Origin of the sequence: Salibacterium halotolerans, from assembly GCF_900115625.1 — a bacterium.
GTDB lineage: Bacteria > Bacillota > Bacilli > Bacillales > Marinococcaceae > Salibacterium > Salibacterium halotolerans.
In genome coordinates this window covers 215,640-239,314 of sequence record NZ_FOXD01000001.1, presented here as the reverse complement: position 1 = coordinate 239,314, position 23,675 = coordinate 215,640, and the positions used below count along the sequence as shown (strand labels likewise).

The following is a 23,675-nucleotide window of genomic DNA, read 5'->3' as shown; positions in this document are numbered from 1 at the left end:
CGAGTATTAGACGTTCAGAAATGTTTCCCGGCCCAGCTTCCATCTGCTCAACAGATCTGCCACTTCCTGATTCTCATCACGACTGAGCGCGGAAACCGGTTCTCTCGTCGGCCCAGCCGGAAAACCCAGCATCTGGAGGGCTTCTTTAATGACAACCACATTATTTCCGGCATGGTGCCTTGCGCGCAGATCTTCAAACGGAACCATCTTTTCCCACAAGTCCCAAACACCCTGCCAGTCTCCGTCCCGGAGTTTTTCAAGCAGCGCATGCGAAATCTCCGGATGCAGATTAACCAATCCGGACGTGAATCCTTCCGCGCCGGCCGCCCAGAAATAAGGCGCCCATTTTTCGGCAGTGCCGCATACCCAGGTGACGCCGTGCCGATCCGGAGTCTGCCGGACGATTTTGGTGAAACGGGGCAGATCATTGATGGCATATTTCACCCCCATTAACTGTGGAAGCGGCGTCAATTTTTTCAGCACATCATCGCTGATTTCCGGATTTTTAAAGTAAATCACAGCCGGCATGTCGACTTCTTCGATGATCCGGCGGAAGTATGCTGCGGTTCCTTCCTCATTCATGTACGGATGGATCGGCATATGAATCAGCACCGCATCCGCTCCAGCCCGTTTTGCATCCAGGCCCATCTCCACCGCCGTTTCCACAGCATATCCGATTCCCGCGACAACCATTGCGCGGCTCCCGGCCCATTCGCTGACTTTCCGGTTTTCCTCTTTTGCCTCCTCCACTGTCAGAGAATAAAATTCACCTGTGTTGCCGGATGGAACAATGACATCGAGTTCATTGTCCAGAAGAAAATCTACATTCCGCCGCAGCACCTCCCAGTCGATAGTGAGGTCACCGCGGAACGGCGTGATATTAATCGCCGAAATCGTTTTCAATTTTTCCGCTGCTCTATTTACCTCCATTTTATTCTCCTTTCCTCTGCTCTTGTTTCATCACCTGATCCATCGTACGCAGGATATGATTTCTCATTTCCTGCTCTGCCGTTTCCCCGTCTCTGTTTTCCATCGCCTGAAAAATACGCCAGTGCTCCAGCAGCCCTTCGTCCTGTTCTTTGTCCTGCTGCAGCGCAAGCTTTCGAAAAGCCCGGTCGAAAGCGGCAACCGTGTTCCATGTCTGTTCCAGCATCGGACTGCGGGCATAGGTAACGACCATCTGATGAAACAACGTATTTTCCTCAACAAGTTCCTTCACCCGATGTTCTTTTTTCATGTCGTCCATTCGATGCAGCTGCTGTTTCATGTGTTCCTGTTCATTCTCTGTCATTTTTTCCGCGGCCAGCCTGGCACACAATCCTTCAACAGAGGCCCGGAGCATCAACACTTCCTCCACTTTCGTATCGGCCATATTCGATACGAAAGTACCTTTTCTCGGGACGGTAACAACCAGTCCTTCGTACTCCAGCGTCCGGAAAGCTTCTTTCAGCGGTGTTGTGCTGATGTTCATTTTTTCAGACAACTGTCTCTCTCGGAGCGCTTCACCTGGTTTATAGTATCCCATCACAATGGCTTCCCGGATCGTGTCAACCGCCAGCTGCCGCAGGGACTGAGTATTTGTCGTACGCGATGTTAAAAGCTGTTCGAGTTCTGCGTCCATTGCTTTCACCTTCTTGATATCTGATATATCATTTAACTTTATAATAAGTTTTTTTGGTTATCCTGTCAATGTGTTTTATTATTTAAATCATATCGGTCACATGCCGCAGCAGGGCCTTATCCTGAAACCGACCTGCGATAAAAGACAGTCCGACCGGCAGTCCTTCGTTGTTCTGCAGCGGAACATTCGCCTGCGGCAGACCCCCCAGACCTGCTATAGAGGTAAGCTGCAAATTGACCCGGCGCCGCTGTTCATCCATCTCAGACGGCATGTCTCGTTGCGGAGCAGGCCCCATGGACGTGGGAACAGCCATAATCGTATGATGTCCAAGCTTTGCATTCAAAAGACGGGCTGCAGCCTCCCGTTGCCGTTTGATATCGCTGTACCGGGATACATCAAGAGACGATGCCCACTGAAATCGTTCGGCGATCCCGGGGCCGAATACCGGATTCTCCTGCTGCACCCAGACGCCGTGCTCTTTCCAGATTTCGATCCCCTGCATCACCCGGAATGTTTCCGCCCATGACTGCAGTCCGTTATCTGAAATATTCTCCGTTTCCACGTGATCCACTTTCTGTTTCATGAAATGAAGCAGATCATCACAGGCATTGCGGGTGCTTTCTTCGGCAAGCTCCCATGCTTCGCATGGCAGAAGCAGGCGGATGAATGCACCGCTCCCTGCAGTATCAGGAAGCAGCGCGTCACCCGCGCGCTGCATCGTTTCCATATCGGATGTCATCCACCCTATCGTGTCAAAGCTTGCGGCGAGCGGTATAACCCCTGTCATGTCCAGTGCTCCGTGGGAGGGGCGCATACCGAATAAACCGCAGTAAGAAGACGGGATGCGGATCGATCCTCCGGTGTCTGTTCCTACACCAATATCAACGTCACCAGCTGCAGCGGCGGATGCAGAGCCGCTGGATGAGCCGCCTGGAATCCGGTCCGGTGCCTTCGGGTTAAGCGGGGTTCCGTCGTGAATATTTTCGCCGTTCAGGCTGTACATCAATTCATCGGTAATCGTCATGCCCCGTAAGGCCGCTCCGTTTTCAAGAAGCCTGCGGACAACGGCGGCATGGTCAGCCGCCGGCGCTGCCCTGCGCCGCCATTTTGGATGTCCGGCGCCGTTCACGACGCCATTTACGGCAATGACATCTTTCAATGCAAACGTAAGTCCTGATAGGATACCTTCCTGCCGTGGTTCGACGGAAATGGTCTGGTTCGTGTACGCCGTATTTTCATTCATCGCCGAGTCCCCCTTTCTTTCATTATTAAAGACGGGGAACGATATGTCATGAAGCAGAATCACTCAAAAAAAGTTGCTGCCTTGTATACTTTAACCATTTAGAGCGGCACAGCCACCGGTTTTTTGTTGCGGAAAAAATACCACTGTCTGTAGCCGATGGCTTTCAGGTGGTCCCGGACCTTTTCGAGATCATCACCGATCCGGTCAGGGTCATGGCTGTCCGATCCAAGGGTGATTGGAATTTTATAATAGCGCGCCCGTTCCAGAATGTCATCGGATGGATACCAGCCGCCGCAGTCTTTCATTTTCCCCGACGTATTCACTTCGATTGCTGTTTCTTCTTCTCCGATGGTCCGAAGTGCCTGATCGACTTTATCCGTCTGCACGTCGGAAATATCCGGGAAGTAGCCTTTAATCGCATCAATATGACCAAGAACCTGAAACATGCCGCTTTTGGCCGATTTTTCAATCAGCCGGTAATATTCTTCTTTCACATCGAGAATCTCTTTTTCTCCGAGACCGAACCAGCGGGTCTTATTAAAGATATTAATGCCGTTCACAAAATGGACCGACCCGATGACATAATCCATGGAATACGCTTCATACACACTCTGATACGTCTGCGCTGAAGCTTCCAGATAATCGGATTCCACCCCGAGAAGCACCTCAATCCGGTCTTTATATTTTTCTTTCAGCTGCTGTACTTCCTCCACGTAGCCTGCGAAATCACTTTTGGCCATCGTGAGGCCTGGATAAGGGTGGTCATCCTCCATGCCGAAATACGGAGAATGATCGGAAATGCCGATAACATCAAGCCCCCGGTCCAGCGCCGCCTGAATATAATCTTCTATATCCCCGCGCGCATGTCCGCAGCGGTAATGGTGGATATGCAGATCAAACTTCATGTATCTCCCTCTCCTTCTCCCAGTTCTACTAACAGAATACCATACATAAATCATAAACGTGATCCTGGCACCCGCTCCCGCATTATTTTTTTATGAAAAAACAGAGTGTATTGTCTTATAGAAGAGGGGATAACATACAAGTGCAGGAGGACCCTTGCACACATACGTGACACTTGTCATATACCAACAGTGACATCTGTGTCTTATCTTAAAATGGTGCAGTCTGTAAGATAGGATGTAGATTATATTGACACTACGTGAATATAAAATACTGGACTTCCGGGGGCATCTTATTTGAGTAAACAGCAGCAGGCAGAACTTAAAAAAAGTGCGTCACCTTTTGCCCAACCTAATATAAAAGCAAGTATCATTCAAATCATTAATTCCATTCTTCCCTTTTTCCTGCTTTGGTATCTCGCTTATCAAAGCACCGCCGTCTCGATATGGCTGAGCCTCCCTTTAACCGTTCTCGCAGCAGCGTTTGCCGTTCGGATCTTTATTATTTTCCATGACTGTGCCCATGATTCTTTTTTTAAAAACAATAAAATGAACCGCATCGTCGGCACCATTACCGGTGTGATCACTCACTTTGCCTTTGCAAAATGGAAAAAAAAACATGCGGTGCACCACGCCACGAGTGGAAACTTAGATAAACGCGGAACCGGGGATATATGGATGATGACGGTGGGTGAATACCGCATGGCTCCGACCTGGGAAAAATTAAAATACCGGCTGTACCGCAACCCTTTCGTCATGTTTGGATTAGGTCCTCTTTTTCTTTTTCTGCTGGATAATCGATTTAATGATAAACAGGCAAAAAAAAGGGAAAAAAGAAATACGTATCTGATCAATGGATCGATTGCGGCTATCTATGCCCTGCTGATATGGGCCATCGGCTGGCAGGCCTTTCTGATGGTGCAGCTTCCTATTTTGTATGTTTCCGGTGCCGCCGGGATCTGGCTCTTTTACGTGCAGCATCAGTTTGAGGATTCCTATTTCGAGAATGAAAGCGAATGGAATTTCGTGAAAGCTGCGATAGATGGCAGTTCCTATTACAAGCTTCCTAAAATCATACAGTGGCTGTCGGGCAATATCGGTTTTCATCACGTTCACCATCTCAGTCCGAGAATTCCCAACTATAACCTGGAAAAAACGCATGAACAGATAACACCACTGCAACAGGCGACAACCATCACGCTGGCATCCAGTTTACAATCCATCCGGTTCCGCTTGTATGATGAGAATAATAAGACATTCATTCATTTCAGGGACATGAAGCCATTTATGAAAAAAGAAAAGCACCAACCATACTGAACAGGGAGTTCCCTAAGCTGATGGCTGCGGGGAGCTTCCTTGTTTTTTTGTTATAATGAAAAGACCAAGACACGTCCCAAAGGAGATGCCGTATTGCAGAACTGGTTTCATATTTTCCCGAAAAATACCGGGCTGAGCTTGTATGCCTGGATCATATTTTGTCTTCTTCCTTTTTATTTTGTGATCACCTCTTCCGGACTGTTTGAAGTCTTTATAGGCATCTTATTGATTGCGCTGTTTTTTACAACCTACCGACTCTCATTCATTAAACAGGGCTGGACGGTTTATGTATCGTTTGGTATAGAAATGATAATAAGTATTGGGATGACGATGTATTTCGGCTATGTCTATTTTGCGTTGTTTCTCGCCTTTTTTATTGGAAACATACGAAATAAAGCAGGCTTTATCACGCTGTATGTCGTTCATATTGTTACGGCCAATGCTGCCATTACTGCCGCTTTTTTTATGCAGAGGGAAGCCTTCATGATGCAGCTTCCCTTTATTGTGATCAGTGTGATTGGTATCATCCTGCTCCCCGTTAACATCTATAACCGCAACAAGCGCGAAGAATTGGAAAGCGAACTCGAAGACGCAAACGAGAGGATATCGCAGCTTATGGTCGTGGAAGAACGCCAGCGGATTGCGCGGGATTTGCATGATACACTGGGACAGAAGCTGTCACTCATTGGATTCAAAAGTGACCTTTCGCAAAAACTGATAGATATTAACCCGGAAGATGCCAAAACCGAAATCGGGGATATTCATCAGACAGCACGAACCGCGTTAAAGGAAGTACGCGAGATCGTATCAGACATGAAAGGCACCAAGCTGAAAGATGAAATACACCACGTCCGGGAAATTTTGAAAGCGTCGGACATTGCTTTTTACCTCGAAGGAGAACCGCCGGAAGTCATAAATATGCCTGTATTAAGTGAAAATGTGCTGAGCATGTGTTTGAAAGAAGCCGTGACGAATGTTGTCAAACACAGTCAGGCGGACACCTGCTCTATTTCCTTTTTACAGGAGTCATTTGAAGTGGTCATGACCGTCCGGGATAATGGGAAGGGAATGCTTGATCCGGATGGATATTCCGTTAATGAAAGCGGGCTGCAGGGCATGAAAGAGCGTCTGGATTTTGTAAATGGAAGCCTGAAATATGAATCAAACCACGGATTAACGTTGACGATAAGCGTTCCATTTGTCATTCAGACGCCGACACAGGGGGAATCTTTATGATACGAATTGTAATTGCTGAGGATCAGCAGATGCTGCTTGGCGCGCTTGCCTCTCTCTTGAATTTAGAAACGGATATGGAAGTGGCGGGCAGGGCAGCCAACGGCGAAGAAGCACTTCAGCTCGTGAAAGAACAGGATCCCGACGTATGCATCATGGATATTGAAATGCCGGTAAAAAACGGATTGGACGCGGCCATGGAATTGAAAGACCACCCCTGCAAAGTGATTGTGCTCACGACATTTGCCAGAACCGGCTATTTTGAAAGAGCACGTAAAGCCGGCGTGAATGGTTATTTACTAAAAGACAGTCCAAGCGAAGATCTGCCAAGCTCCATCCGCTCTATCATGAACGGGCGGAGAGTGTACGCTCCGGAGCTCATGGATATGGCTTATGAAGAGCAGAATCCATTGACGGAAAGGGAAGTACAAATCATACAACAGATTGCCGACGGTAAAACGACAAAAGAAATAGCAGATACGCTGTTTATTAAGACAGGTACGGTACGTAACTATGTTTCTGTTATATTGGACAAACTGGAGGTGAGTAACCGTATCGAAGCCATTTCCAAGTTCAGAGAAAAGGGATGGTTTAAATAAATAAAAACACGGATTACATTGTAGAGTGACAATAAAGTCACTTCTTTAATAATAAAGATATGCCGCAATCGGGCCATTTAATTGAATAAACCTCCCTGTTTCCTCGTACTGCAGGTATATGCATACCCCCATGGAAAATAGGGATGCTATTTACGGTGGAAAAATACGCAAAATACTGGGAGGTAATGTTTCAATGGTTGAAAAGCCTAAAATGAGTTCTGCTGAACTTGGAGCACTATGGATGACATATCACAAAAAACAATGATCCTTCGGTTATTGGAGTATTTTATTGAGAAATCGGATGATTAAAAAGCAACGGATGTCATGTCAGAGTTATGGAACCAACTTCATCCTAAAGTCATTGAAGTGAAAACCATAATTGAAAATGAAAGGGCGACAGCTCCAGATGGATTTACTAAAGAAGATGTTAATTTGGAAGCATCAAAGTTATGGGACAACGGTTTTGACATTATGTTTTGCCGGATACTAAAGGAAATCAGTATGGGGATGTATGTACTCCATTTAACAATGTCTTACCTTCAAGATATTATAAAACTTTATTAGGACATTACTGAAATAACAGAAGCCTTTTACTTACATTGCAATAATAAATGGATCATCTCTTAAAAAAAGGTTGCAGTTCATTAGGATACACGATATAATCGGAATTGTGCGAAAAGATAGAAAAAAGCCGAGGTGCCCTAACACCCCGGGCGGAAAAGCAGAATGAGTGTAATACAGAATTAGTCTCTTCGTGTAACCAGAACCGCTATCAGCATACCAAAGCTTACCATCAGGTTTAATGCTTCAAACGGACTCACCGAAATCACCTCCTCCTGCCAGAGGATCACTCATTCTGCGAAGAAGGATTAGCACTTTTAGTATACCATAAATTATAGTCATTTCGTTAAAATTGTTAATTATTCCAAAATTAGCTGAAAAGGTATTGGGTTATTTTTCCTAAAGGGAATTGTTGGTTGGCAGGGATTCGATTCCTCTATACAAAGATTGGCATAAAATGACCGGTAGCCCTATGACTTTAGGCGCCCGGCTTTTTCAACCACTGATGATATGGATTCTGCAGGCGGTCTCACAGGCTCGTTGATATCCGCTGCTGTCCGCCATCGGTTTTATTTTTACTCGGTAACATCGGAACAATTTCACATCATTCTTTCAATAATTCCTGCAATTGAGCAGAGGGATGTTTTGGGAGTTTGTACAGGGTGGACGTTTCTTCGACTTTCATGACGGCTCCCTGCTCCGGGCCTTCCTCCAGCCATAAATGAAATTGTTCTTCGCTCTTGATCTGTTTCATGATTAACGGTAGAATGCAGCTTCCCCTCTTCTGAAAAGAAATAACTTTATTTGTACTGAACATACATCTCCCCTGTTGAAATTAAAAACAAGAGAAGGCCTTCATGATGGATGAATCGGTACACTTCCATTATTTTCTAAATAAACTCCCTGCCCTGACCCACCCCGCTCTTTTGTGCATCATATAACGCTTATCAAAACACTTCGCTTAAAAAAGGGGATGTCCCTATGCAGCCGGACATCCCCTTTTACAGATCTTATCAGTAACGAATATTTGATTTCTTCTGGGTCCGCAGTGCCTGGTAAGCGGACTCCACCAGGACGTTGACGTCTTTGGAATCTTCCATTGTATAACGGGGCTGTACTTCTTCCCGGATACACTGCTGAAAATGGTCGATTTCATTTTTGTAGGCGTCATCCTTCACGTTGACCGAAGAGACGACCTGCCCTGCTTTATCTTTCACAATAATCGTTCCGCAGCCGTTTGCCGATTTATCCGGACGGTAAGCGTCTTCCACCTGGATGGTGCCGTTTTCGCAGATGATTTCATACCGGTTCGACGAAGGAAGGTCAAAGCCTGCAAGGACTTCTCCGATGCGTCCGCTTCCATCTTCAAACAGTGCCACGGCCATCAGATCTACGCCGCCGTTTCTGTAGGTGCGGCCTCTTGTCGTCACTTTTTCCGGCTTCCATCCGAGAAGCTGATTCATCGTGTGAATGCCGTAACAGCCAATATCGTAGAGCGCTCCTCCGCCAAGCGTCTTGTCCAGGCGGATGTTGGCTTCATCCTGAATCTGAAACGAAAAATGAGCCCGGTAAAATTTCCATTCCCCCAGTTTGTGGGACTGGAGCACTTTTTTCACGACATCATGCTGTTTGTGAAACTGATGCATAAACGCCTCCATCAGCACAACCTGATACTGCTCCGCCGTCTCCTTCATCTGCCGTACTTCGTCGGCCGTAATACCGGCGGGCTTTTCAAGAAGCACATGCTTCCCCTTCTCCATCGCCTTGCCGGCCCACTCGGCGTGAAGGGCATTGGGGAGCGCAATATAAACGGCATCTATCAACTCGTCATCCAGCAGTTCTTCGTATGTCCCGTAAAAGACCGGAACATCTTCAAATTGTTCGGCCGAACCGGACCGGCTGGCAACAGCTCGTATTTCTCCTTCCGGGGCTCTATGTAATGCCGGCAGAAAAGCCTCCATCGCTATTTTGGCTCCTCCGATGATGCCCCACTGCAAAGTGTCCTCCATATACGGCACTCCTTTCCTGAGTTTTTGTTGTCTCCGCGTTATTCTTCACCTGTTTCCGCGAGAAACCAAGGGTTGTGCAGGTCTTTTTTATTATAATTCAGCGTTTCATCCGTTCCCGCGATCCGGACGGATCCTCCGGCGGCTTCCACGATGGCCTGCCCGGCACCGGTGTCCCATTCCATCGTCGGCGCAAAACGGGGGTAAAACTGAGCGTTTCCTTCTGCGATTAAACAGAGCTTCAGAGAGCTCCCCGTTGAAACAGTTTCCACCTGTTCACCGGTACTTTTCAGCTGATCGATGAACTCCTTGGTTTCCTTCGACATATGCGAGCGGCTTGCAATAACGCGTATCGTATCCTCGAAGTCAGAGGAAAGCGGCAGTTTCACCCCTGCGTGGTACCAATCTGACGTGTCTTTCTTTAAAGCGGCGGCATTCTCCACTTTCACCGCTCCTTTTTCCTGGTCTCCGATATACAGAAGATCAAGAGCCGGCGCATAAATGACGCCGAACACCGGACGACCATTCTCCACCCTGGCGATATTAACGGTGAATTCGCCGTTCTTCTTGATGAATTCTTTCGTTCCATCGAGCGGGTCCACGAGAAAGAACGTGTTCCACGCCGCTCTTTCTTCATAGGATAGAGGCTGACCTTCCTCGCTTAACACCGGTATATCCGGAAATGCGCGGTTCAAAACATCTGTAATCAGCTGATTCGCATGCTGATCGGCAATCGTCAGGGGGGAATCGTCTTCCTTGTACTCCACGTCGAAGTCTTTATTGTATATCTCCATTACAGTCTCTCCTGCCTCCAGGGCAGCCTCAATGACAGTATTCATCGCCCGTCTCCTTTATTATCAGAAATAAATGCCCGGCAGGTCCAGCCCGTACTGCTCCTGCAGCCGTCGGTTGCTCTTAGTATAACGGTCTTTCAGTTGGTTCTCCAACTCCCCCGGAAGATGGTACCGCTTGTAATGCAGCTTAAAACTCAGTTTGCTCTGCAGCACCTTCCTTGGTGAAATCTTCCCCTTAATAGGAGAAGGGTTGGATGGAATCAAACCTTTAGGATGCAGCCTGGTTTTAAAAAGATGATTAGCGCGCCGGCCGACAGCCATCTGTAGGGTGCCGTAACTGCGGTTGATCTGTTCATTCTCATAGGAAGGAATCTCGTCTTCGCCCATATATTGCAGCAGATCAAGCATGTACGCGTTCATGTCATTTTTGAAGTTCTCATAAATAAGAACATAATAATGGTCATCTCCAAAGAGCTCCCTTACCTTATCAAGGTAATACTCATAATGGTAATGATCGAGAATACCCTGACGCTCCAGGTTCTTCAGGTGGCGCTCCGGCTTGTTCACCCCGCCCTGATGGACATACTGAACATACAGGGACGTGAGAAGGTTCACCTGTTCCCGGATGCCGGCGATGATGTGAACGTCAAACTCCTCTGCGGGAAAAACACGGCGGATATCTTCCAGCACCCGGATGTTGGATTTGGACCGTTTCTGCGAAAACGGACTTCCGGAAAGCCCTTCATAGGATACAAGCAGCGGTTTCTTTTTATAAAATGACTCGACTTTATCCCGGATTTCCTGGACACGTTCATCCGACAGCCTTTTCAGCCGCAGGTCATACAACTCCTGTTTCAGCTTCCCGTACTTCACGTACCGGACATTCTTCAACTTCGGGTATATACAACGCTGCAAAAAAGATGTCGCTGTTTTATGAAATCCTATATGTACAAATATCTGTTTTCTCATACCATACTCCATCTCTTCATCATATTTATTCTTATGATACACCATTTTTCCCTGTCTTTGCTACATTCAACCTTACACACTGCCGGCTGCGACGTATAAATGATGGCATCATGACCATACTGACACATATATTTCACAACGGCAAAGGGTGTTTTTTTATGACGTATCCAGTACACGAGCATTTTTTATTCAAAGAAAAGAGAGAACATTTTGCACACACCTTTCACGCACTGGCTGAAGAAATGAGAAAAAAGGAAATCGATGTGTCTTTCCTGCACGAGGTGATTGACGCTTCTCAGGCGGTCGGTGACATTCAGGCGGATACAGCCTATCGTCTGGGGTATGAACGTGGATTCCAGACGGGGAGAGCCAACCGGAAGTACGAAATCTTCCAGGAGGAGTTTTGGAAAAAAGCAGCGGAATGAAGCAGATCAGTCTCTCCGTTTTTTTGAGTTCAGTATCTTTCCTGCCGGATGTTATGATAAGGGTATCTACCTATCAACCGGAGGAACAGTTATGAAAGAATATACAGCATTTGATATCGGAGGATCCTATATCAAGTACGGCATGGTGACGGAACAAGGAGAGCTGCGGGAACAGGACAAAATGAAGACACCGGATTCGCTGGATGTTTTAATGCAGCACATCACAGACATCGTCCACCGGCATCCTGATTCGGCGGGCATTGCCGTCAGCGCTCCCGGTGCCGTCGCGGACGAAGGCGTCATTTATGGGATCAGTGCCCTTTCCTACCTGCACGGACCGAATATCAAACACCGGCTGGAAGAGAAAACCGGGCTTCCTGTGTTTATGGAGAACGACGGGAACTGCGCCGGTGCTGCGGAACTATGGAAGGGAACGGCGAAAGGAAAACAGGATGTGCTGACTGTCGTCATTGGAACAGGCATCGGCGGTTCGGTCATCAAAGAGGGCCAAACACATAAAGGAGCCAGCTTGCATGGAGGCGAATTCGGTTTTATGCTTCTTGGCAATCCTGATACCGGCCGCCTGGAAAGCTGGAGCCAGCTTGCTGCCACACGGGCTTTGACCCGTTATGCAGAAGCGGAAAAAGAAATCGAACCGGACACCCTGACAGGTGAACAGGTTTTTGAATGGGCGGACGAAGGGGATCCGGCATGTGTCAAAGCACTCGATCGATTTTACCGGTTTCTTGCGCTCGGGTTATATAACCTGCAGTACATATACGATCCAGAGCTCATTCTCCTCGGCGGCGGAGTAAGCGCCAGAAAAGAGCTTGTGCAGCGAATCAATAAAAAATTGGATGAGCTCATGAGAGAAGCGCCCGTCGGCACCATCCGCCCGACCCTTGATGTCTGCCACTTCCGGCAGCACGCGAACCTGCTCGGCGCGGTTTATCGTTTTATGCAGCAGACCGAAGCGGCCAACCGCTGAAATGAACCCCGGCTTACACCCCGGGGTTCATTTCATTTTAATTAAGCAGGATAAGCTGAAAGAATCGAAGGCAACTCATTAATATTATTGAAAAATGGTGTTTCCTTCTCTACACTTCCTTTGCTTCTGCATTCGTTTTTATAAAGTTGGTGAATAAATACCGGACGAGCGGCCCCATCACAACAATTTGCAGAGGCAGTGCCATGACGAAGTTCTTTCCAAATACGTTGAGATAGTCCAGAAGAATAGATCCGCTTTGAAATCCGGTATGCATGTAGGCTGTAATTAAGCCGTATATCGACATGAAAAACGCCATACCGATCACCATGCATGTGGAAACAGCGAGGATCATGTACACTTTATTACCCGTGTGCCCTACTGCTTTTCCGGCTGTTTTTTTCGCATAAGGACTGACGACGAACATATCCAACATAAAAGCTATGACAAAGGCCGTTAGAAAATTAAACGTACCTTCCGTAAATGTTATGGTGCTCAACATATCATTGATATAGAGATTGTATAGTGTCATGACCAGCACCATACCAAAACACATCATAAAGCCAAACTGCCAGCTTTCTTTCCTGGTTTCAGGCATTATCATCCTCTCCTCCCGTTTGTAGTACCAATGTATTATATAAAGAAGACATAATCTTTCGTAAGTGAAACGTTTGTGAACAAAGGGAGAAGGAGCTGCATAAACACCTGCCGAAAAAAACCCGCTGCTTCTATTCAAGCAGGCGGGTTTCCTGAATACCGGCGTTCTACCGCATTAAGGCGCCGCCGTTCACTTCGATTGTTTCACCGGTGATAAAACTTCCATAGTCGGAAACTAGGTAAAAAACGGTTCCGAGCACATCTTTGGGAGTACCCTCCCGTTTTAACGGCAGACTCGAGACGATGTTTTTGCGTGCCTCATCCGACGTAAACGTGTCATGAAACGCTGTCTCTCCGATGAAACCGGGAGACACATTGTTAACGGTTACATTTGGCGCCAATTCTTTTGCCAGCCCTTTCGTAAACGTCATCAGACCGCCTTTTGAAGCAGCATAGGCCGCCGCTCCCGGACCACCGCCGTTCTGCGCCGCAAGGGACGTCATGTTAATAATGCGTCCGCCGTTTTCTTTCATCATCGGCACCGCACGCTGAGATACAAGAAATGCGCTTGTCAAATTCAAATCTATCACCTGACGCCAGAGGGCTTCCCTCATCTCTTCGACAGAACTTCGTTCCACCATATTGCCGGCGTTGTTCACCAGGATATCCAGAGTACCGTCAAATTCATTCTCCACTGCATCAAAGAGGTTATCAATTTCTTCTGTTTTCAGCATATCCGCCTGGACGATGATGCACTGCCGCCCCATATTCGTAATGATTTCTTTTACTTCTTCCGCGCCTTTCTGATTGCTGCCGTAATGAACGGCCACATCAGCACCGGCCTCTGCCAGTCCTAGGGCAATTTCACGCCCGATCCCGCTTGCACCACCCGTAACGAGAGCTTTCTTTTGGTCCAGTTCTATTTTTATCATGTCACGCACCTCCTGTATGTTAGTTCCATACTCGTGCCCTGCATTCCTGCATCACTCGGAAAATGCCGGCCTTTCTTTGATGTGATAGGATGGAAATGAAACAGACTGCCAGGGAGGGATATAATGAAAGCGTTGATTCATGAGAAAAAAACCGGCATTGAAGGCCTGACGTACCGTGATACCGAGACACCGGAGCCGGGTCCGGGTGAAGTTCGTGTGCGCCTGAAAACGGCCGGCATGAACCACCGGGATTTGTCGATTCTAAAGCGTCATCAGCCGGACGACCCGGCCTGCATAATCGGATCAGACGGTGCCGGAGTGATTGAAGCAGCAGGTACGGATGTTACGGCTGTTTCAACGGGAGATGAAGTCATTATCAATCCGGGGCTCGGCTGGGAGAAAAACAGTGATGCACCGCCGGAAGGGTTTGAAATTTTAGGCGTACCGAATGATGGCACATTCGCCGAACAAATTGTGATTCCGGCAGCCAATGTAGAGCCGAAGCCGGAGCAGTTGACCTGGGAAGAAGCAGGAGTCCTTGCGCTGCCTGCTCTCACCGCCTACCGCGTCCTATTTACAAGAGCGCGGGTGCAGCCCGGAGACACCGTCTTTATTCCGGGGGTCGGCGGTGGAGTGGCTACCTTCCTTCTGCAGTTCGCCCGGGCCGCAGGAGCGCACGTCTATGTCACGTCCCGGTCTGAAGAAAAACGAAAGCAGGCCCTTGAACTCGGAGCCCGGCAGGCCATCGACAGTCATGAAGACTGGACGAAGGCGCTTGGCGGCAGAAAAATGGATGTTGTCGTTGAATCCATCGGCGGCGCCACGTTTAACAAGTCGCTCACCCAGCTCCGCCGCGGCGGTACCATGGTCACGTTCGGATCTTCCACCGATGACACCGTGGAGCTGAATATCCGGCCGTTTTTCTACGGGCAGTACAACCTCTTCGGCTCTACGATGGGAAGCACCGAAGAACTCCAGGAAATGCTGGCATTTATTAAAAAGTATGACATAAAGCCGTTCATGGATCAGACGTACCCTCTTGCTTCCTATGAAGAAGCATTTAAGCGGCTGCATCAGGCTGCACAAATCGGCAATATCGGGTTCAGCATGACATAATTTAATGGCATCAGTGTTGGTCATTTACACGAAGCGCTTCCGGGTGTACTTATGATAACCGGGAGCGTTTTTTGCATTTTCCATCCCCCCCCTCTAGCCACCACAACTATTTCCAATACTCTGTTATACTTTTCCGGTCATTCTGTTATACTTCTAGACAAACAGTCTTAAAAAGTTCATATTATTTAAATTCCCTGATTTTTCAATATTTCTCCCGCCTTTTATTCCTCTTGCAGCTTCCTATACATTCTATTTTACAATTTTTAATTATAGGTACTTTTGACATTAATAATTATATTATTTTCCCAATATAATATCCTTTGTTTGTGTAAAAAGAACCGTGACTAAACTATTGATTTTGATTTTTTTGAAAAAAAAGATTTCTAAAAATATTAAAGACAGCGCTTTCATTACCTGTTTGTCAGTGTCTGAGCTTGTTCAAGCTGGATAGTTAACATACCGCGGCAGATTTGGTAAGGTATAATGAACCTTTCATTGATACAGATTGTGATGAAAGATTAATACAGAGAATACAAAGAGGAGGTTTTTATGATGACAACCCATAGTGTCGAAGCTTTTCGTCAAAAAAACGTTCTCTTGGGTGGAGAATGGCAAGAGAACGAACAAGGAAATAGAATTACGCTGGACTCCCCGTCAAGCGGTGAGAACATTGGTAGTGTACCGGCTTTGAATAAAGCGGAAGTTGATAAAGCCGTTGAAGCCGCGCGCGGTGCACAGAAACAGTGGCAGAAAACCCCGCTTCATGAGAGAAAACAACTGCTTCTCCGCTGGGCGGATAAGCTTGAAGAAAATAAAGAAGCCATCGGAACCGTGATTATGCAGGAAGTCGCCAAAAAGAAATCTTCTGCGGTGGATGAAGTCGTCCGCACAGCCGATTTTATCCGCCACACGGCTGAAGAGGGTGTACGGATCAATGGAGAACTGCTGACAGGAGACAGCTACAATGGTGGTCCCGCAGGAAAAACTGCGCAGGTCAGCCGCGTTCCCCTCGGTGTTGTTCTTGCGATTGCACCGTTTAACTATCCATTGAACCTGTCCGCTTCGAAAATCGCACCGGCACTGATGACTGGGAACAGTGTGATATTTAAACCAGCCACTCAAGGGTCTCTGAGCGGCATTATGATGATGGAAACACTCGAAGAAGCAGGTCTCCCGAAAGGCCTTGTAAATGTCACAACCGGCCGCGGCTCCGAGATCGGTGATGTGCTTGTCACGCATGACGGCATTGACCAGATTTCTTTCACCGGCGGTTCGGGCACCGGCATTTCCATGGCGGAAAAAGCGGGAATGGTACCGATGGTTCTCGAACTGGGAGGCAAAGATCCGGCTATTGTGCTGGAAGACGCCGATCTCGACAAAGCAGCCAAAGAAATCACAGGCGGCGCGTTCTCTTACTCCGGTCAGCGCTGCACCGCAATCAAACGGGTGCTCGTGAAAGAGGAAGCCGCTGATGAAGTGGTCGCCAAACTGAAAGAAAAAGTAGAAGCTCTCTCTGTCGGCAAGCCTGAAGATGACGCTGATATTACACCGCTCATCAATGATAAAGGCGCCGATTACCTGCAGGGTCTCATCGACGACACCATCGCAGACGGGGCTGAAGTGGTGACAGAAAACAAACGGGACGGCAGACAGTTTTCACCGGTACTGTTCGATCATGTTTCAACCGACTCCCGCATTGCCTGGGAAGAGCCGTTCGGCCCGGTCCTTCCGGTCATCCGTGTGAAAGATGAAGACGAAGCCGTAAAAATCGCCAACGATTCCGAATACGGGCTTCAGGCCAGCGTCTTTACCCAGGATATCAACGCAGCACACCGCATAGCGGACGAGCTGGAAGTCGGAAGCGTCCAGGTGAACGGAAAAACATCCCGCGGCCCGGACCACTTCCCGTTTCTTGGTGTAAAGAACTCCGGCATGGGCGTCCAGGGCGTACGCTACAGCCTGCTCAGCTGCACCCGCGAAAAAGTGACCGTGATCAATCAATAATCAGGAGAAGGAAAAGGAGAAGGATGCCGCCCTTCTCCTTTTTTTATGCTCTGGAGGAAAATAGCCCGCCCGAACCGCATGCCGGGTACTTCAGCAGGACATTTCCGGTTTTCGCTTCTGTTCACCGGGTTGTGGACACTATCATCGAAAATAAAGAACGTAGTTTCCACCGATCCTCGTTTTATGGACACTACACCGCTGAAGTCAATCATTAGTGGATGCCGGCGAAACTCAATGGACACTAATCTCCGGCATTAGAAGTCTAGTGTACACCCACATTACCTCCGAGGACACCGCGAATGCTGCGGGCCCATTTAATGTCCACAGAGCAGCTCCGGCCCGGAATAAAAGCAGCCCGGCTCCTGATGCCGGGCTGCTTTTATTTAATCCATATATTTAATCGTTTCCGGAGTGTCGCCGGTGATTAATTGACAGAGGGGGTGATCACCTGCATGCTGAAATTCGTCAAACAGCTGCATCACTTTTTCTGCGCCTTCCCGGTTTTTTAATTTCTCCACTTCTGCATGATACATACGGAGAATGGAGGGATACACATTAGGTTCCGTTCCTTTGTCCGTTTCCTGATTCCGCAGCATGGCACCAAGATAACGGCAGCGGAATTCCAACCGCTTGGTTAAATGTACGACGTGGCGAAGGTGGGCTGTGAGTTCAGGCGAATGATGTTCAAGTTCGTCGATCTGCCGCCCGGCGTCCCGAAGAACCTGCAGACTGCACAGTGCAATCATGAATAAGCCTCCTTCTTATCTTCCCACGGTTTCTGAAGGCTGATAGATCCAGCCAGCTCCTTGCTTTTCTCCCGCTTCAGCTTCCGGATTTCCTCCCGTTCCGGGGCGGTTTCAAACAATTTGAGCTCCTCTTCTGTTTCCGGTTCAATACCCGGCACCTGCATCGGCCGTTTGTTTTCATCAAGCGCTACAAACGTCATAAAAGCCGTGGTCGCCATACGCCGTTCCCCCGACATCATATCCTCGGCAATCACCTTGCAGAAAATCTCCATGGAACTTTTTCCGGTATAGGAAACAAACGATTCCACACAAACCGAATCCGACTGGTATATCGGACTGAGAAAGTCTATCGAATCTGTCGAGGCGGTGACGCATTCTTTGGCACGCGAATGCCGGCGCGCCGACAAAACCGCACAGCCATCCAGCCTTTTCATCAAAACTCCGCCGAACAGGGTGTTATAGTTATTTAAATCACTGCTGAGAACTTGATCTGTATTGACGACTTTACTTTCTTTCGGATGTTTTTTATCCATGCTGATGCACCTTCCATCGTGTAACATTACTTTTTCATGATAACGAGGGAAGGTGTATGCGTAAAATGGAATCCTTACATAGGGTCATATAACGTTTGTCTATGAAACCGTCACCTTTTATGTAAGATGGGTTTTTGCAAACCGGATCCATTCTTCTGCGGCGTGGGAGAGATAACTGTCTTTCCGCCAGATGACGGCAAGGCGCCAGTACATTGCTTCCTGATCTATGTCCTTCACACAGACATCTCCCTTCACCTGCCTGCAGATACTCTCTGGAAGCAGCGTCACCCCCAATCGAGACGCGGCCATGCTGCCAAGCAGATCCCACTGCGAGCTTTCAAACACAACGAAAGGATCAAACCCCTCCATCCGGCAGGCTTCCACCACCCGGTTCCGCAGCGCGAAATCACTGTTCAACAGCATGAAGTGTTCGTGTTTCAGATCGGACAAAGGAATCGATTCCCTGGCGGCAAGCGGGTGATCGGAGGCAGTTACCATCTGGATCGATTCTGTTCCAAATGAAAAATAAGCAAAGATATCCTCCTTCACCGGCTCGACGACCACACCGAGATCAAGATTGCCGTTTTCCACGTCTGCGGCAATCTTGTTGGAGCCATCCTCCATTAATTCAATCGTCACTGCCGGATACATATCCCGGAACTTTCCAATAATCATCGGAAAGTAGCTCGATCCGACCATCGGAGGCAGGCCGATGCGCAGATGGCCCTGTTTCAGACCGGAGAGATCTTCCAGCTGACTTTCCAGGTCTTTAAATGCCTGATGAATTACCTGCGCCTGCTCCAGAATAATTTTTCCGGCATCCGTCAGGACGACCTGTTTTTTGGAACGGTCAAACAGCGTTACATTGAATTCCTTTTCCAGGTTCTTGATCATTTTGCTGATTGTCGGCTGCGTGACATATAGATGTTCCGCCGCCCTGCTGAAACTGTTAAAACGATTGATCTCAATAAAATACTGCAGCTGTTTGATATCCATGTTCGTTCTCCCCGCTTTTCTCGTGTTTTCTGCCCTTATCTTACTATAAAAAAACGAACTTTTTCAGAAAATGAAAAAGTCCGGATTTTCTTTCTTACTATTTCCCCACCCTTTGAATAATCTCTTCTGCAATCATTTTTGACGTTCTGGATTGGGCTTCTTCTGTCAATCCTGCGATATGCGGCGTGATAAAGCAGTTACCTAGCGTCAATAGCGGGTGATCCGGATCAACCGGTTCTTTCTCCACGACATCCAGAAAAGCTCCTCCTATTTCTTCGGTTTGAATCATGTCATACAAGTCATTTTCTTCAATCACGCCTCCTCTGGAAGAATTGATCACCCAGCTCCCCGGTTTCATCTGCTTCATCCGCTCCCGGTTGATTAAATGTTTGGTAGCGGGGGTCAAAGGAACATGCAGACTGATGAAATCCGCCTGCTGCAATGCAGCGTCCAGCTCCATCATATCGATGCCGGTTTCCATCACGGCATAATCATATGTTTTCACAAAGGGATCGTATCCAATTACATGCATCCCCAGGGACTTTGCTCTGTCTGCAGCACGAATACCGGTCTCGCCGGTTCCAATCAGGCCGAGGGTCTTTCCGTACAGCTCGCCTTTTGTAAATCCTCTGCGGTCCCAATTTCCGCCTTTCACATCCAAGGCCGCCTCGGCAAGAGGACGCGTGACATGAAACATCGCCGAAATAACATATTCGGCCACAGAAGCAGCGTTCGCATTTTTGGCGGTAATCACCTCGACTCCGGCCTGTTCAGCCGCCTTCAGATCAATATTGTCCAGCCCCACCCCGAGGCGGCCCACTATCTGCAGATGCGGGACCTGCTGAAGAAGGGCTTCATCCACCTGCGTCTGATTACGCACGATCAGAATCTCTGCGTCCGCTGTTTCCTGTACCAGTGCTTCTCTATCTTTCCACAACTCCGGTTGATAGATAACGGTAAATCCCTTCTCCCGTAACATGTCTATCCCAACCGGCCAGTTCAATTCCGTGATGACGGCTTTCATCGTATCTGCTCCTTTACAAGGGGTCCGGAAAGGACAACCCATATGTTGATGCCAGGTTCTGCAATTCTCTTTCTATATTTTCTGTCAGCGGTATACCTACCGCCCTGCTTTTTTCATACGAACGGGCGCGTCGTTCTCCCGGATACAGGATTTCCTCAAACCCTTCCGCCAGTGGAGAGCTTTTGATTTCGGACAGCATCTGCGCCACTCTCTCTTCGTACCGCTCCATCTCCATCCAGTGACGGATGTTCAGCAGGATAAAACCATGCCCCACATCAGCAGGCGGATTCCCTGACTGAAAAATACTGTTTACATGAGAACCGAAAGCAGCGCCTGTCAACACACCTGCCATCATTTCCACAGCCAGTGCCATCGCGTATCCTTTCGCTCCTCCCATTGGCAGCAGGGACCCCGCAATCGCTTCAGACGGGTCTGTTGTCGGAACCCCGTTTGGATCCAGAGCCCAGTCTCCCGGAATCTCCTTTCCCTCTTTTTCCGCGACCAGAATATTTCCGCGAGCTACCACACTGGAAGACATATCAATAATAATCGGCTCTCCCTTTCTGTGTGGAAATCCAAACGCGAGTGGATTGGTACCGAAATACGCCCGGCTTCCGCCCCACGGGGCAATGCCGGAAGGAGAATTCGTCACGGTGATTAATGCCATATCCTGTTCAAAGGCTTTCTGACAGTAATACGCCGCTGTACCGAAATGGTTGCTCCCGGAAATAAAGACAGACGCCGTGCCGTACCGCTTCGCGATCGAAAAACCATGCTCCAGCGCATGACTGGATACCACCTGCCCTAGACCATTGTCTCCATGGACGTTTAACACAGCGTCCTGTTCTTCAAACATCGGCTCAGGATTGGGGTTAATCTGCTTTTCTTCCAGGCGCGGTACATACATGAGAAGTCGATTCACCCCATGCGTTCGGGCGCCTTCCATATCTGCCCGCACAAGAGAATCAGCGGTGATCTCCGCTTCTTCCCCCGGCATTCCGGTCTGTTGTAAAAGCTCGGAGCTGAACTGTTGCAGCACGCTGCTCTCATAACGTTTTTCCACTGTCTCCACTCCCCTTTTTTCTACTCAAGACGTAAATATTCCTGTCGGCAGCTGCACCAGAAACACATAACGGAACAGGAAAAAGAAAACGACTGTCACGATAATGGAGCTTCCGGCCGCGTTGCGTACTCTTTTTTTCCCTGAAACGAATCCTCCCTGCAGGTACCACGTCATTCCTCCAAGAAATAGAAGGCTCGCCGCCAAAAAGCCTATCACCCATATAAACAATACATAGCCGAGCAGACAAAGCCCCGTAATAACAGCCTCTTTGGAAAAAATGGCGGATGCTGTTTCGGTGCTTTCCCTCCCTTTCATGATACTTATGAAGAAATAAATAATCGAAAACAACAGCAGCAGGGATAATACGAGAATCGGAAATACAGCGCTCATTGTATTGAAGGAAAGCGCCATCCATAATCCACCGGCCGCAAGCAGGATGAAAAATACGGCGCTCCCTGTATCCTTTGTCATAATGATTCCTCCGCTTCCTCTTTTTCCTGTTCTTCTTTTGCCTTCTGGCTTTTTAATAATTTTCCAATATAAGGGCTGAGCAGGGACAGAATACAAAACAGCATCAGAACGAGCGTAATCGGGCGGGTGAAAAACAGCCCAAGAAGACTGAAGAAACCTTCACTGATAAGAATCGACTGGGCTAAGCCTTCTTCCGCTATAGGACCTAGAATGAGTCCTAATACAATCGGTGCCGGGGCAAATCCTCTTTCGGACAAAACATATCCGATCAAGCCGATAATAATCAGGGTAACAACATCCGTAAAGTTATTGCGGATCGCATACGAACCGATGATGGTAAGAAATACGATCGCCGGCGCGAGATAGTACGTGGGAATATTGATAACGCGGCCGATATATTTCGAACCAAACAGCGCAAGAATCAACATCACAACATTGGCCAATATAAAGGCGGTGATAAATGTGTAAATAAGATTGGCATTCTCTTCAAATAGATTCGGCCCGGGCTGGATCCCCTGCATCAGCAGCGCGCCGATAATGACCGCGGCCGGCGGGGCACCCGGTATACCAAGTGCCAGCAGCGGAACGAGAGATCCTCCAACTTCAGCGTTATTGGCCCCTTCCGAAGCCGATACACCGCGTACATCCCCTTTACCGAAAGTGGATTGATCTTTCGACATACGCACGGTGGCATCGTAAGATAAAAGACTGGCTACGTTGCCTCCTGCGCCTGGTATGATTCCTACTATAATTCCTATAACAGCCGAGCGGAGAATAAGAAATGGACGCATAAAGATCTGTTTAAATACATAACCAATCACCCCTTTCTGAGACTGGAACGGCTTCACCTGTTCTTTGGTATTCGATTGATTCTTGATCATTCGGATAACCTGCGGAATGCAGAAGAAAGCAATTAACATCACAATGAGCTCAAAGCCTGCCTGCAACTGCGAAAATCCAAAGGTGAATCGGGAATCTCCTCCGATGGGAGCCAGTCCCACCGTGCTTAAAAGCAGACCGATGCTTCCACCGATTAATCCTTTTAAAAGCGACCCGGAGGATAGTGTAGCCACCATCGTTAATCCGAGCAGTGCGATCCAGAAAAATTCCGGCGGACCAAATTGCAGGGCAAGCGCCGCCAGCATAGGGGTTAAGAAGAGGAGGGCCAATCCTCCGATCACTCCGCCAATCCCGGAACTAACCGCGGCAGTAACCAGAGCCTGGTCCGGTTTTCCCTGCTGCGTCATAGGATAGCCATCGAACGTAGTAGCGATGGATGATGGAGTTCCAGGTGTGTTAATGAGAATGGCCGCGATACATCCTCCAAATATAGCGCCGATATAAATACCGCCCAGCGTGATTAAAGCTGTATCCGGCGGCATCGAAAAGGTGAAAGGCAGCATAACGGCAATCGCCATCGTTGCCGTTAATCCCGGCAGCGCTCCCACTATCATTCCTGCTGCTACACCGAATATCATATATATTAAATTAAAAGGCTGGGTCAGCGAGCTTAAAACTTCTTGAAAAACTTCCATCCT

Annotated in this window: 26 protein-coding genes; 8 read left to right on the top strand and 18 right to left on the bottom strand. The window is 48.2% G+C overall.

All coding sequences use genetic code 11. The features are described 5' to 3' along the window. Nucleotides 1–6: 6 nt before the first annotated feature. The 4 genes from BM124_RS01085 to BM124_RS01070 all read right to left on the bottom strand — a co-directional run bounded on the left by BM124_RS01085 (nucleotide 7) and on the right by BM124_RS01070 (nucleotide 3,769). On the bottom strand, nucleotides 7–930 hold the full coding sequence (locus tag BM124_RS01085; protein WP_093334797.1) for a dihydrodipicolinate synthase family protein: 924 nt from the start codon (nucleotides 928–930) through the stop codon (nucleotides 7–9). 1 nt (nucleotide 931) lies between these two features. Further along, nucleotides 932–1,621 (bottom strand): GntR family transcriptional regulator, encoded by a 690-nt coding sequence (locus BM124_RS01080; protein WP_093334796.1) that lies wholly within the window; start codon nucleotides 1,619–1,621, stop codon nucleotides 932–934. A gap of 82 nt (nucleotides 1,622–1,703) precedes the next feature. Further along, the gene (locus BM124_RS01075) at nucleotides 1,704–2,864 is read right to left on the bottom strand and encodes an amidase (RefSeq protein WP_093334795.1); all 1,161 of its coding nucleotides are present in this window, start codon (nucleotides 2,862–2,864) and stop codon (nucleotides 1,704–1,706) included. 98 nt (nucleotides 2,865–2,962) lie between these two features. Beyond that, nucleotides 2,963–3,769, bottom strand: coding sequence for a histidinol-phosphatase (locus BM124_RS01070; RefSeq protein ID WP_093334794.1), 807 nt, complete (start codon nucleotides 3,767–3,769; stop codon nucleotides 2,963–2,965). A gap of 294 nt (nucleotides 3,770–4,063) precedes the next feature. Between BM124_RS01070 and desA the strand changes: the two genes are divergently transcribed. The 4 genes from desA (at nucleotide 4,064) to BM124_RS01050 (ending at nucleotide 7,479) form a co-directional block, all read left to right on the top strand. Next, on the top strand, nucleotides 4,064–5,083 hold the full coding sequence (gene desA / locus BM124_RS01065) for a Delta(5) desaturase DesA (RefSeq protein WP_093334793.1): 1,020 nt from the start codon (nucleotides 4,064–4,066) through the stop codon (nucleotides 5,081–5,083). Nucleotides 5,084–5,176: 93 nt separating this feature from the next. Then, on the top strand, nucleotides 5,177–6,319 hold the full coding sequence (locus BM124_RS01060; RefSeq protein ID WP_093334792.1) for a sensor histidine kinase: 1,143 nt from the start codon (nucleotides 5,177–5,179) through the stop codon (nucleotides 6,317–6,319). Further along, nucleotides 6,316–6,915, top strand: coding sequence for a response regulator transcription factor (locus tag BM124_RS01055; RefSeq protein WP_093334791.1), 600 nt, complete (start codon nucleotides 6,316–6,318; stop codon nucleotides 6,913–6,915). The genes BM124_RS01060 and BM124_RS01055 overlap by 4 nt, the downstream gene beginning before the upstream one ends. A 324-nt stretch (nucleotides 6,916–7,239) precedes the next feature. Further along, nucleotides 7,240–7,479 carry a hypothetical protein gene (locus tag BM124_RS01050; RefSeq protein ID WP_093334790.1) on the top strand — a complete coding sequence of 80 codons (240 nt, stop codon included), beginning with the start codon at nucleotides 7,240–7,242 and terminating at the stop codon, nucleotides 7,477–7,479. A 179-nt stretch (nucleotides 7,480–7,658) separates the two neighbouring features. On the opposite strand, the gene BM124_RS19630 is transcribed toward BM124_RS01050, so the two are convergent. From BM124_RS19630 to BM124_RS01030, 5 genes are all read right to left on the bottom strand, one after another. Next, the gene (locus BM124_RS19630; protein WP_425288492.1) at nucleotides 7,659–7,736 is read right to left on the bottom strand and encodes a putative holin-like toxin; all 78 of its coding nucleotides are present in this window, start codon (nucleotides 7,734–7,736) and stop codon (nucleotides 7,659–7,661) included. Between the two features lie 344 nt (nucleotides 7,737–8,080). Then, on the bottom strand, nucleotides 8,081–8,230 hold the full coding sequence (locus BM124_RS01045) for a YhfM domain-containing protein (RefSeq protein WP_170840900.1): 150 nt from the start codon (nucleotides 8,228–8,230) through the stop codon (nucleotides 8,081–8,083). Nucleotides 8,231–8,489: 259 nt separating this feature from the next. Beyond that, nucleotides 8,490–9,485 carry a Gfo/Idh/MocA family protein gene (locus tag BM124_RS01040; protein WP_093334788.1) on the bottom strand — a complete coding sequence of 332 codons (996 nt, stop codon included), beginning with the start codon at nucleotides 9,483–9,485 and terminating at the stop codon, nucleotides 8,490–8,492. Between the two features lie 38 nt (nucleotides 9,486–9,523). Next, the gene (gene cysQ, locus BM124_RS01035; protein ID WP_093334787.1) at nucleotides 9,524–10,321 is read right to left on the bottom strand and encodes a 3'(2'),5'-bisphosphate nucleotidase CysQ; all 798 of its coding nucleotides are present in this window, start codon (nucleotides 10,319–10,321) and stop codon (nucleotides 9,524–9,526) included. Nucleotides 10,322–10,339: 18 nt separating this feature from the next. Then, complete coding sequence (locus BM124_RS01030; RefSeq protein ID WP_212634926.1) at nucleotides 10,340–11,245, bottom strand: hypothetical protein; 906 nt, start codon at nucleotides 11,243–11,245, stop codon at nucleotides 10,340–10,342. Nucleotides 11,246–11,403: 158 nt separating this feature from the next. Here BM124_RS01030 and BM124_RS01025 point away from each other — a divergent pair, with 158 nt between their 5' ends. Together BM124_RS01025 and BM124_RS01020 are read left to right on the top strand one after the other, a co-directional pair. Then, complete coding sequence (locus tag BM124_RS01025; protein WP_093334785.1) at nucleotides 11,404–11,670, top strand: hypothetical protein; 267 nt, start codon at nucleotides 11,404–11,406, stop codon at nucleotides 11,668–11,670. A 91-nt stretch (nucleotides 11,671–11,761) separates the two neighbouring features. Next, nucleotides 11,762–12,658: an ROK family protein gene (locus tag BM124_RS01020; RefSeq protein WP_093334784.1), complete on the top strand. Its 897-nt coding sequence runs from the start codon at nucleotides 11,762–11,764 to the stop codon at nucleotides 12,656–12,658. 109 nt (nucleotides 12,659–12,767) lie between these two features. Here BM124_RS01020 and BM124_RS01015 read toward each other — a convergent pair whose 3' ends face one another. After that, complete coding sequence (locus tag BM124_RS01015; RefSeq protein ID WP_093334783.1) at nucleotides 12,768–13,253, bottom strand: DUF2798 domain-containing protein; 486 nt, start codon at nucleotides 13,251–13,253, stop codon at nucleotides 12,768–12,770. A gap of 166 nt (nucleotides 13,254–13,419) precedes the next feature. Further along, complete coding sequence (locus BM124_RS01010; RefSeq protein WP_093334864.1) at nucleotides 13,420–14,181, bottom strand: SDR family NAD(P)-dependent oxidoreductase; 762 nt, start codon at nucleotides 14,179–14,181, stop codon at nucleotides 13,420–13,422. 126 nt (nucleotides 14,182–14,307) lie between these two features. On the opposite strand from BM124_RS01010, the gene BM124_RS01005 reads away from it, so the two are divergent. Both BM124_RS01005 and BM124_RS01000 read left to right on the top strand, forming a co-directional pair. Then, the gene (locus BM124_RS01005) at nucleotides 14,308–15,300 is read left to right on the top strand and encodes a zinc-binding dehydrogenase (protein ID WP_093334782.1); all 993 of its coding nucleotides are present in this window, start codon (nucleotides 14,308–14,310) and stop codon (nucleotides 15,298–15,300) included. Nucleotides 15,301–15,852: 552 nt separating this feature from the next. Continuing rightward, nucleotides 15,853–17,304: an NADP-dependent glyceraldehyde-3-phosphate dehydrogenase gene (locus BM124_RS01000; protein ID WP_093334781.1), complete on the top strand. Its 1,452-nt coding sequence runs from the start codon at nucleotides 15,853–15,855 to the stop codon at nucleotides 17,302–17,304. A 383-nt stretch (nucleotides 17,305–17,687) separates the two neighbouring features. Here the strand turns inward: BM124_RS01000 and BM124_RS00990 are convergent, their stop codons facing one another. The 7 genes from BM124_RS00990 to BM124_RS00960 form a co-directional block, all read right to left on the bottom strand. Then, on the bottom strand, nucleotides 17,688–18,050 hold the full coding sequence (locus BM124_RS00990; protein WP_093334779.1) for a hypothetical protein: 363 nt from the start codon (nucleotides 18,048–18,050) through the stop codon (nucleotides 17,688–17,690). Next, the gene (locus BM124_RS00985; protein ID WP_093334778.1) at nucleotides 18,047–18,583 is read right to left on the bottom strand and encodes an acyl-CoA thioesterase; all 537 of its coding nucleotides are present in this window, start codon (nucleotides 18,581–18,583) and stop codon (nucleotides 18,047–18,049) included. Before BM124_RS00985 ends, BM124_RS00990 begins: the two co-directional genes overlap by 4 nt. A gap of 117 nt (nucleotides 18,584–18,700) precedes the next feature. Further along, nucleotides 18,701–19,579 (bottom strand): LysR family transcriptional regulator, encoded by an 879-nt coding sequence (locus tag BM124_RS00980; protein WP_093334777.1) that lies wholly within the window; start codon nucleotides 19,577–19,579, stop codon nucleotides 18,701–18,703. A 97-nt stretch (nucleotides 19,580–19,676) separates the two neighbouring features. After that, nucleotides 19,677–20,603: a hydroxyacid dehydrogenase gene (locus tag BM124_RS00975; protein WP_093334776.1), complete on the bottom strand. Its 927-nt coding sequence runs from the start codon at nucleotides 20,601–20,603 to the stop codon at nucleotides 19,677–19,679. A gap of 13 nt (nucleotides 20,604–20,616) precedes the next feature. After that, the gene (locus BM124_RS00970) at nucleotides 20,617–21,666 is read right to left on the bottom strand and encodes an Ldh family oxidoreductase (RefSeq protein WP_244504185.1); all 1,050 of its coding nucleotides are present in this window, start codon (nucleotides 21,664–21,666) and stop codon (nucleotides 20,617–20,619) included. Nucleotides 21,667–21,690: 24 nt separating this feature from the next. Continuing rightward, entirely contained in the window at nucleotides 21,691–22,137 is a 447-nt protein-coding gene (locus BM124_RS00965) for a tripartite tricarboxylate transporter TctB family protein (RefSeq protein WP_093334775.1), read from the bottom strand. Beyond that, nucleotides 22,134–23,672: a tripartite tricarboxylate transporter permease gene (locus tag BM124_RS00960; RefSeq protein ID WP_093334774.1), complete on the bottom strand. Its 1,539-nt coding sequence runs from the start codon at nucleotides 23,670–23,672 to the stop codon at nucleotides 22,134–22,136. The genes BM124_RS00965 and BM124_RS00960 overlap by 4 nt, the downstream gene beginning before the upstream one ends. Nucleotides 23,673–23,675 lie beyond the last annotated feature (3 nt).

Excerpts from the sequence above, each read along its gene's own strand:
- BM124_RS00980 (WP_093334777.1), bottom strand. The coding sequence starts at position 19,579 with ATGGATATCAAACAGCTGCAGTATTTTATTGAGATCAATCGTTTTAAC.
- BM124_RS01000 (WP_093334781.1), top strand. The coding sequence starts at position 15,853 with ATGACAACCCATAGTGTCGAAGCTTTTCGTCAAAAAAACGTTCTCTTG.
- BM124_RS01005 (WP_093334782.1), top strand. The coding sequence starts at position 14,308 with ATGAAAGCGTTGATTCATGAGAAAAAAACCGGCATTGAAGGCCTGACG.
- BM124_RS01015 (WP_093334783.1), bottom strand. The coding sequence starts at position 13,253 with ATGCCTGAAACCAGGAAAGAAAGCTGGCAGTTTGGCTTTATGATGTGT.
- BM124_RS01070 (WP_093334794.1), bottom strand. The coding sequence starts at position 3,769 with ATGAAGTTTGATCTGCATATCCACCATTACCGCTGCGGACATGCGCGC.
- BM124_RS01085 (WP_093334797.1), bottom strand. The coding sequence starts at position 930 with ATGGAGGTAAATAGAGCAGCGGAAAAATTGAAAACGATTTCGGCGATT.
- BM124_RS01080 (WP_093334796.1), bottom strand. The coding sequence starts at position 1,621 with ATGGACGCAGAACTCGAACAGCTTTTAACATCGCGTACGACAAATACT.
- BM124_RS01030 (WP_212634926.1), bottom strand. The coding sequence starts at position 11,245 with ATGAGAAAACAGATATTTGTACATATAGGATTTCATAAAACAGCGACA.
- BM124_RS00990 (WP_093334779.1), bottom strand. The coding sequence starts at position 18,050 with ATGATTGCACTGTGCAGTCTGCAGGTTCTTCGGGACGCCGGGCGGCAG.
- BM124_RS00965 (WP_093334775.1), bottom strand. The coding sequence starts at position 22,137 with ATGACAAAGGATACAGGGAGCGCCGTATTTTTCATCCTGCTTGCGGCC.
- BM124_RS01040 (WP_093334788.1), bottom strand. The coding sequence starts at position 9,485 with ATGGAGGACACTTTGCAGTGGGGCATCATCGGAGGAGCCAAAATAGCG.
- BM124_RS00985 (WP_093334778.1), bottom strand. The coding sequence starts at position 18,583 with ATGGATAAAAAACATCCGAAAGAAAGTAAAGTCGTCAATACAGATCAA.
- BM124_RS01075 (WP_093334795.1), bottom strand. The coding sequence starts at position 2,864 with ATGAATGAAAATACGGCGTACACGAACCAGACCATTTCCGTCGAACCA.
- BM124_RS01055 (WP_093334791.1), top strand. The coding sequence starts at position 6,316 with ATGATACGAATTGTAATTGCTGAGGATCAGCAGATGCTGCTTGGCGCG.
- BM124_RS01020 (WP_093334784.1), top strand. The coding sequence starts at position 11,762 with ATGAAAGAATATACAGCATTTGATATCGGAGGATCCTATATCAAGTAC.
- BM124_RS01025 (WP_093334785.1), top strand. The coding sequence starts at position 11,404 with ATGACGTATCCAGTACACGAGCATTTTTTATTCAAAGAAAAGAGAGAA.
- BM124_RS00960 (WP_093334774.1), bottom strand. The coding sequence starts at position 23,672 with ATGGAAGTTTTTCAAGAAGTTTTAAGCTCGCTGACCCAGCCTTTTAAT.
- cysQ (WP_093334787.1), bottom strand. The coding sequence starts at position 10,321 with ATGAATACTGTCATTGAGGCTGCCCTGGAGGCAGGAGAGACTGTAATG.
- BM124_RS00975 (WP_093334776.1), bottom strand. The coding sequence starts at position 20,603 with ATGAAAGCCGTCATCACGGAATTGAACTGGCCGGTTGGGATAGACATG.
- BM124_RS01050 (WP_093334790.1), top strand. The coding sequence starts at position 7,240 with ATGTCAGAGTTATGGAACCAACTTCATCCTAAAGTCATTGAAGTGAAA.
- BM124_RS01045 (WP_170840900.1), bottom strand. The coding sequence starts at position 8,230 with ATGAAACAGATCAAGAGCGAAGAACAATTTCATTTATGGCTGGAGGAA.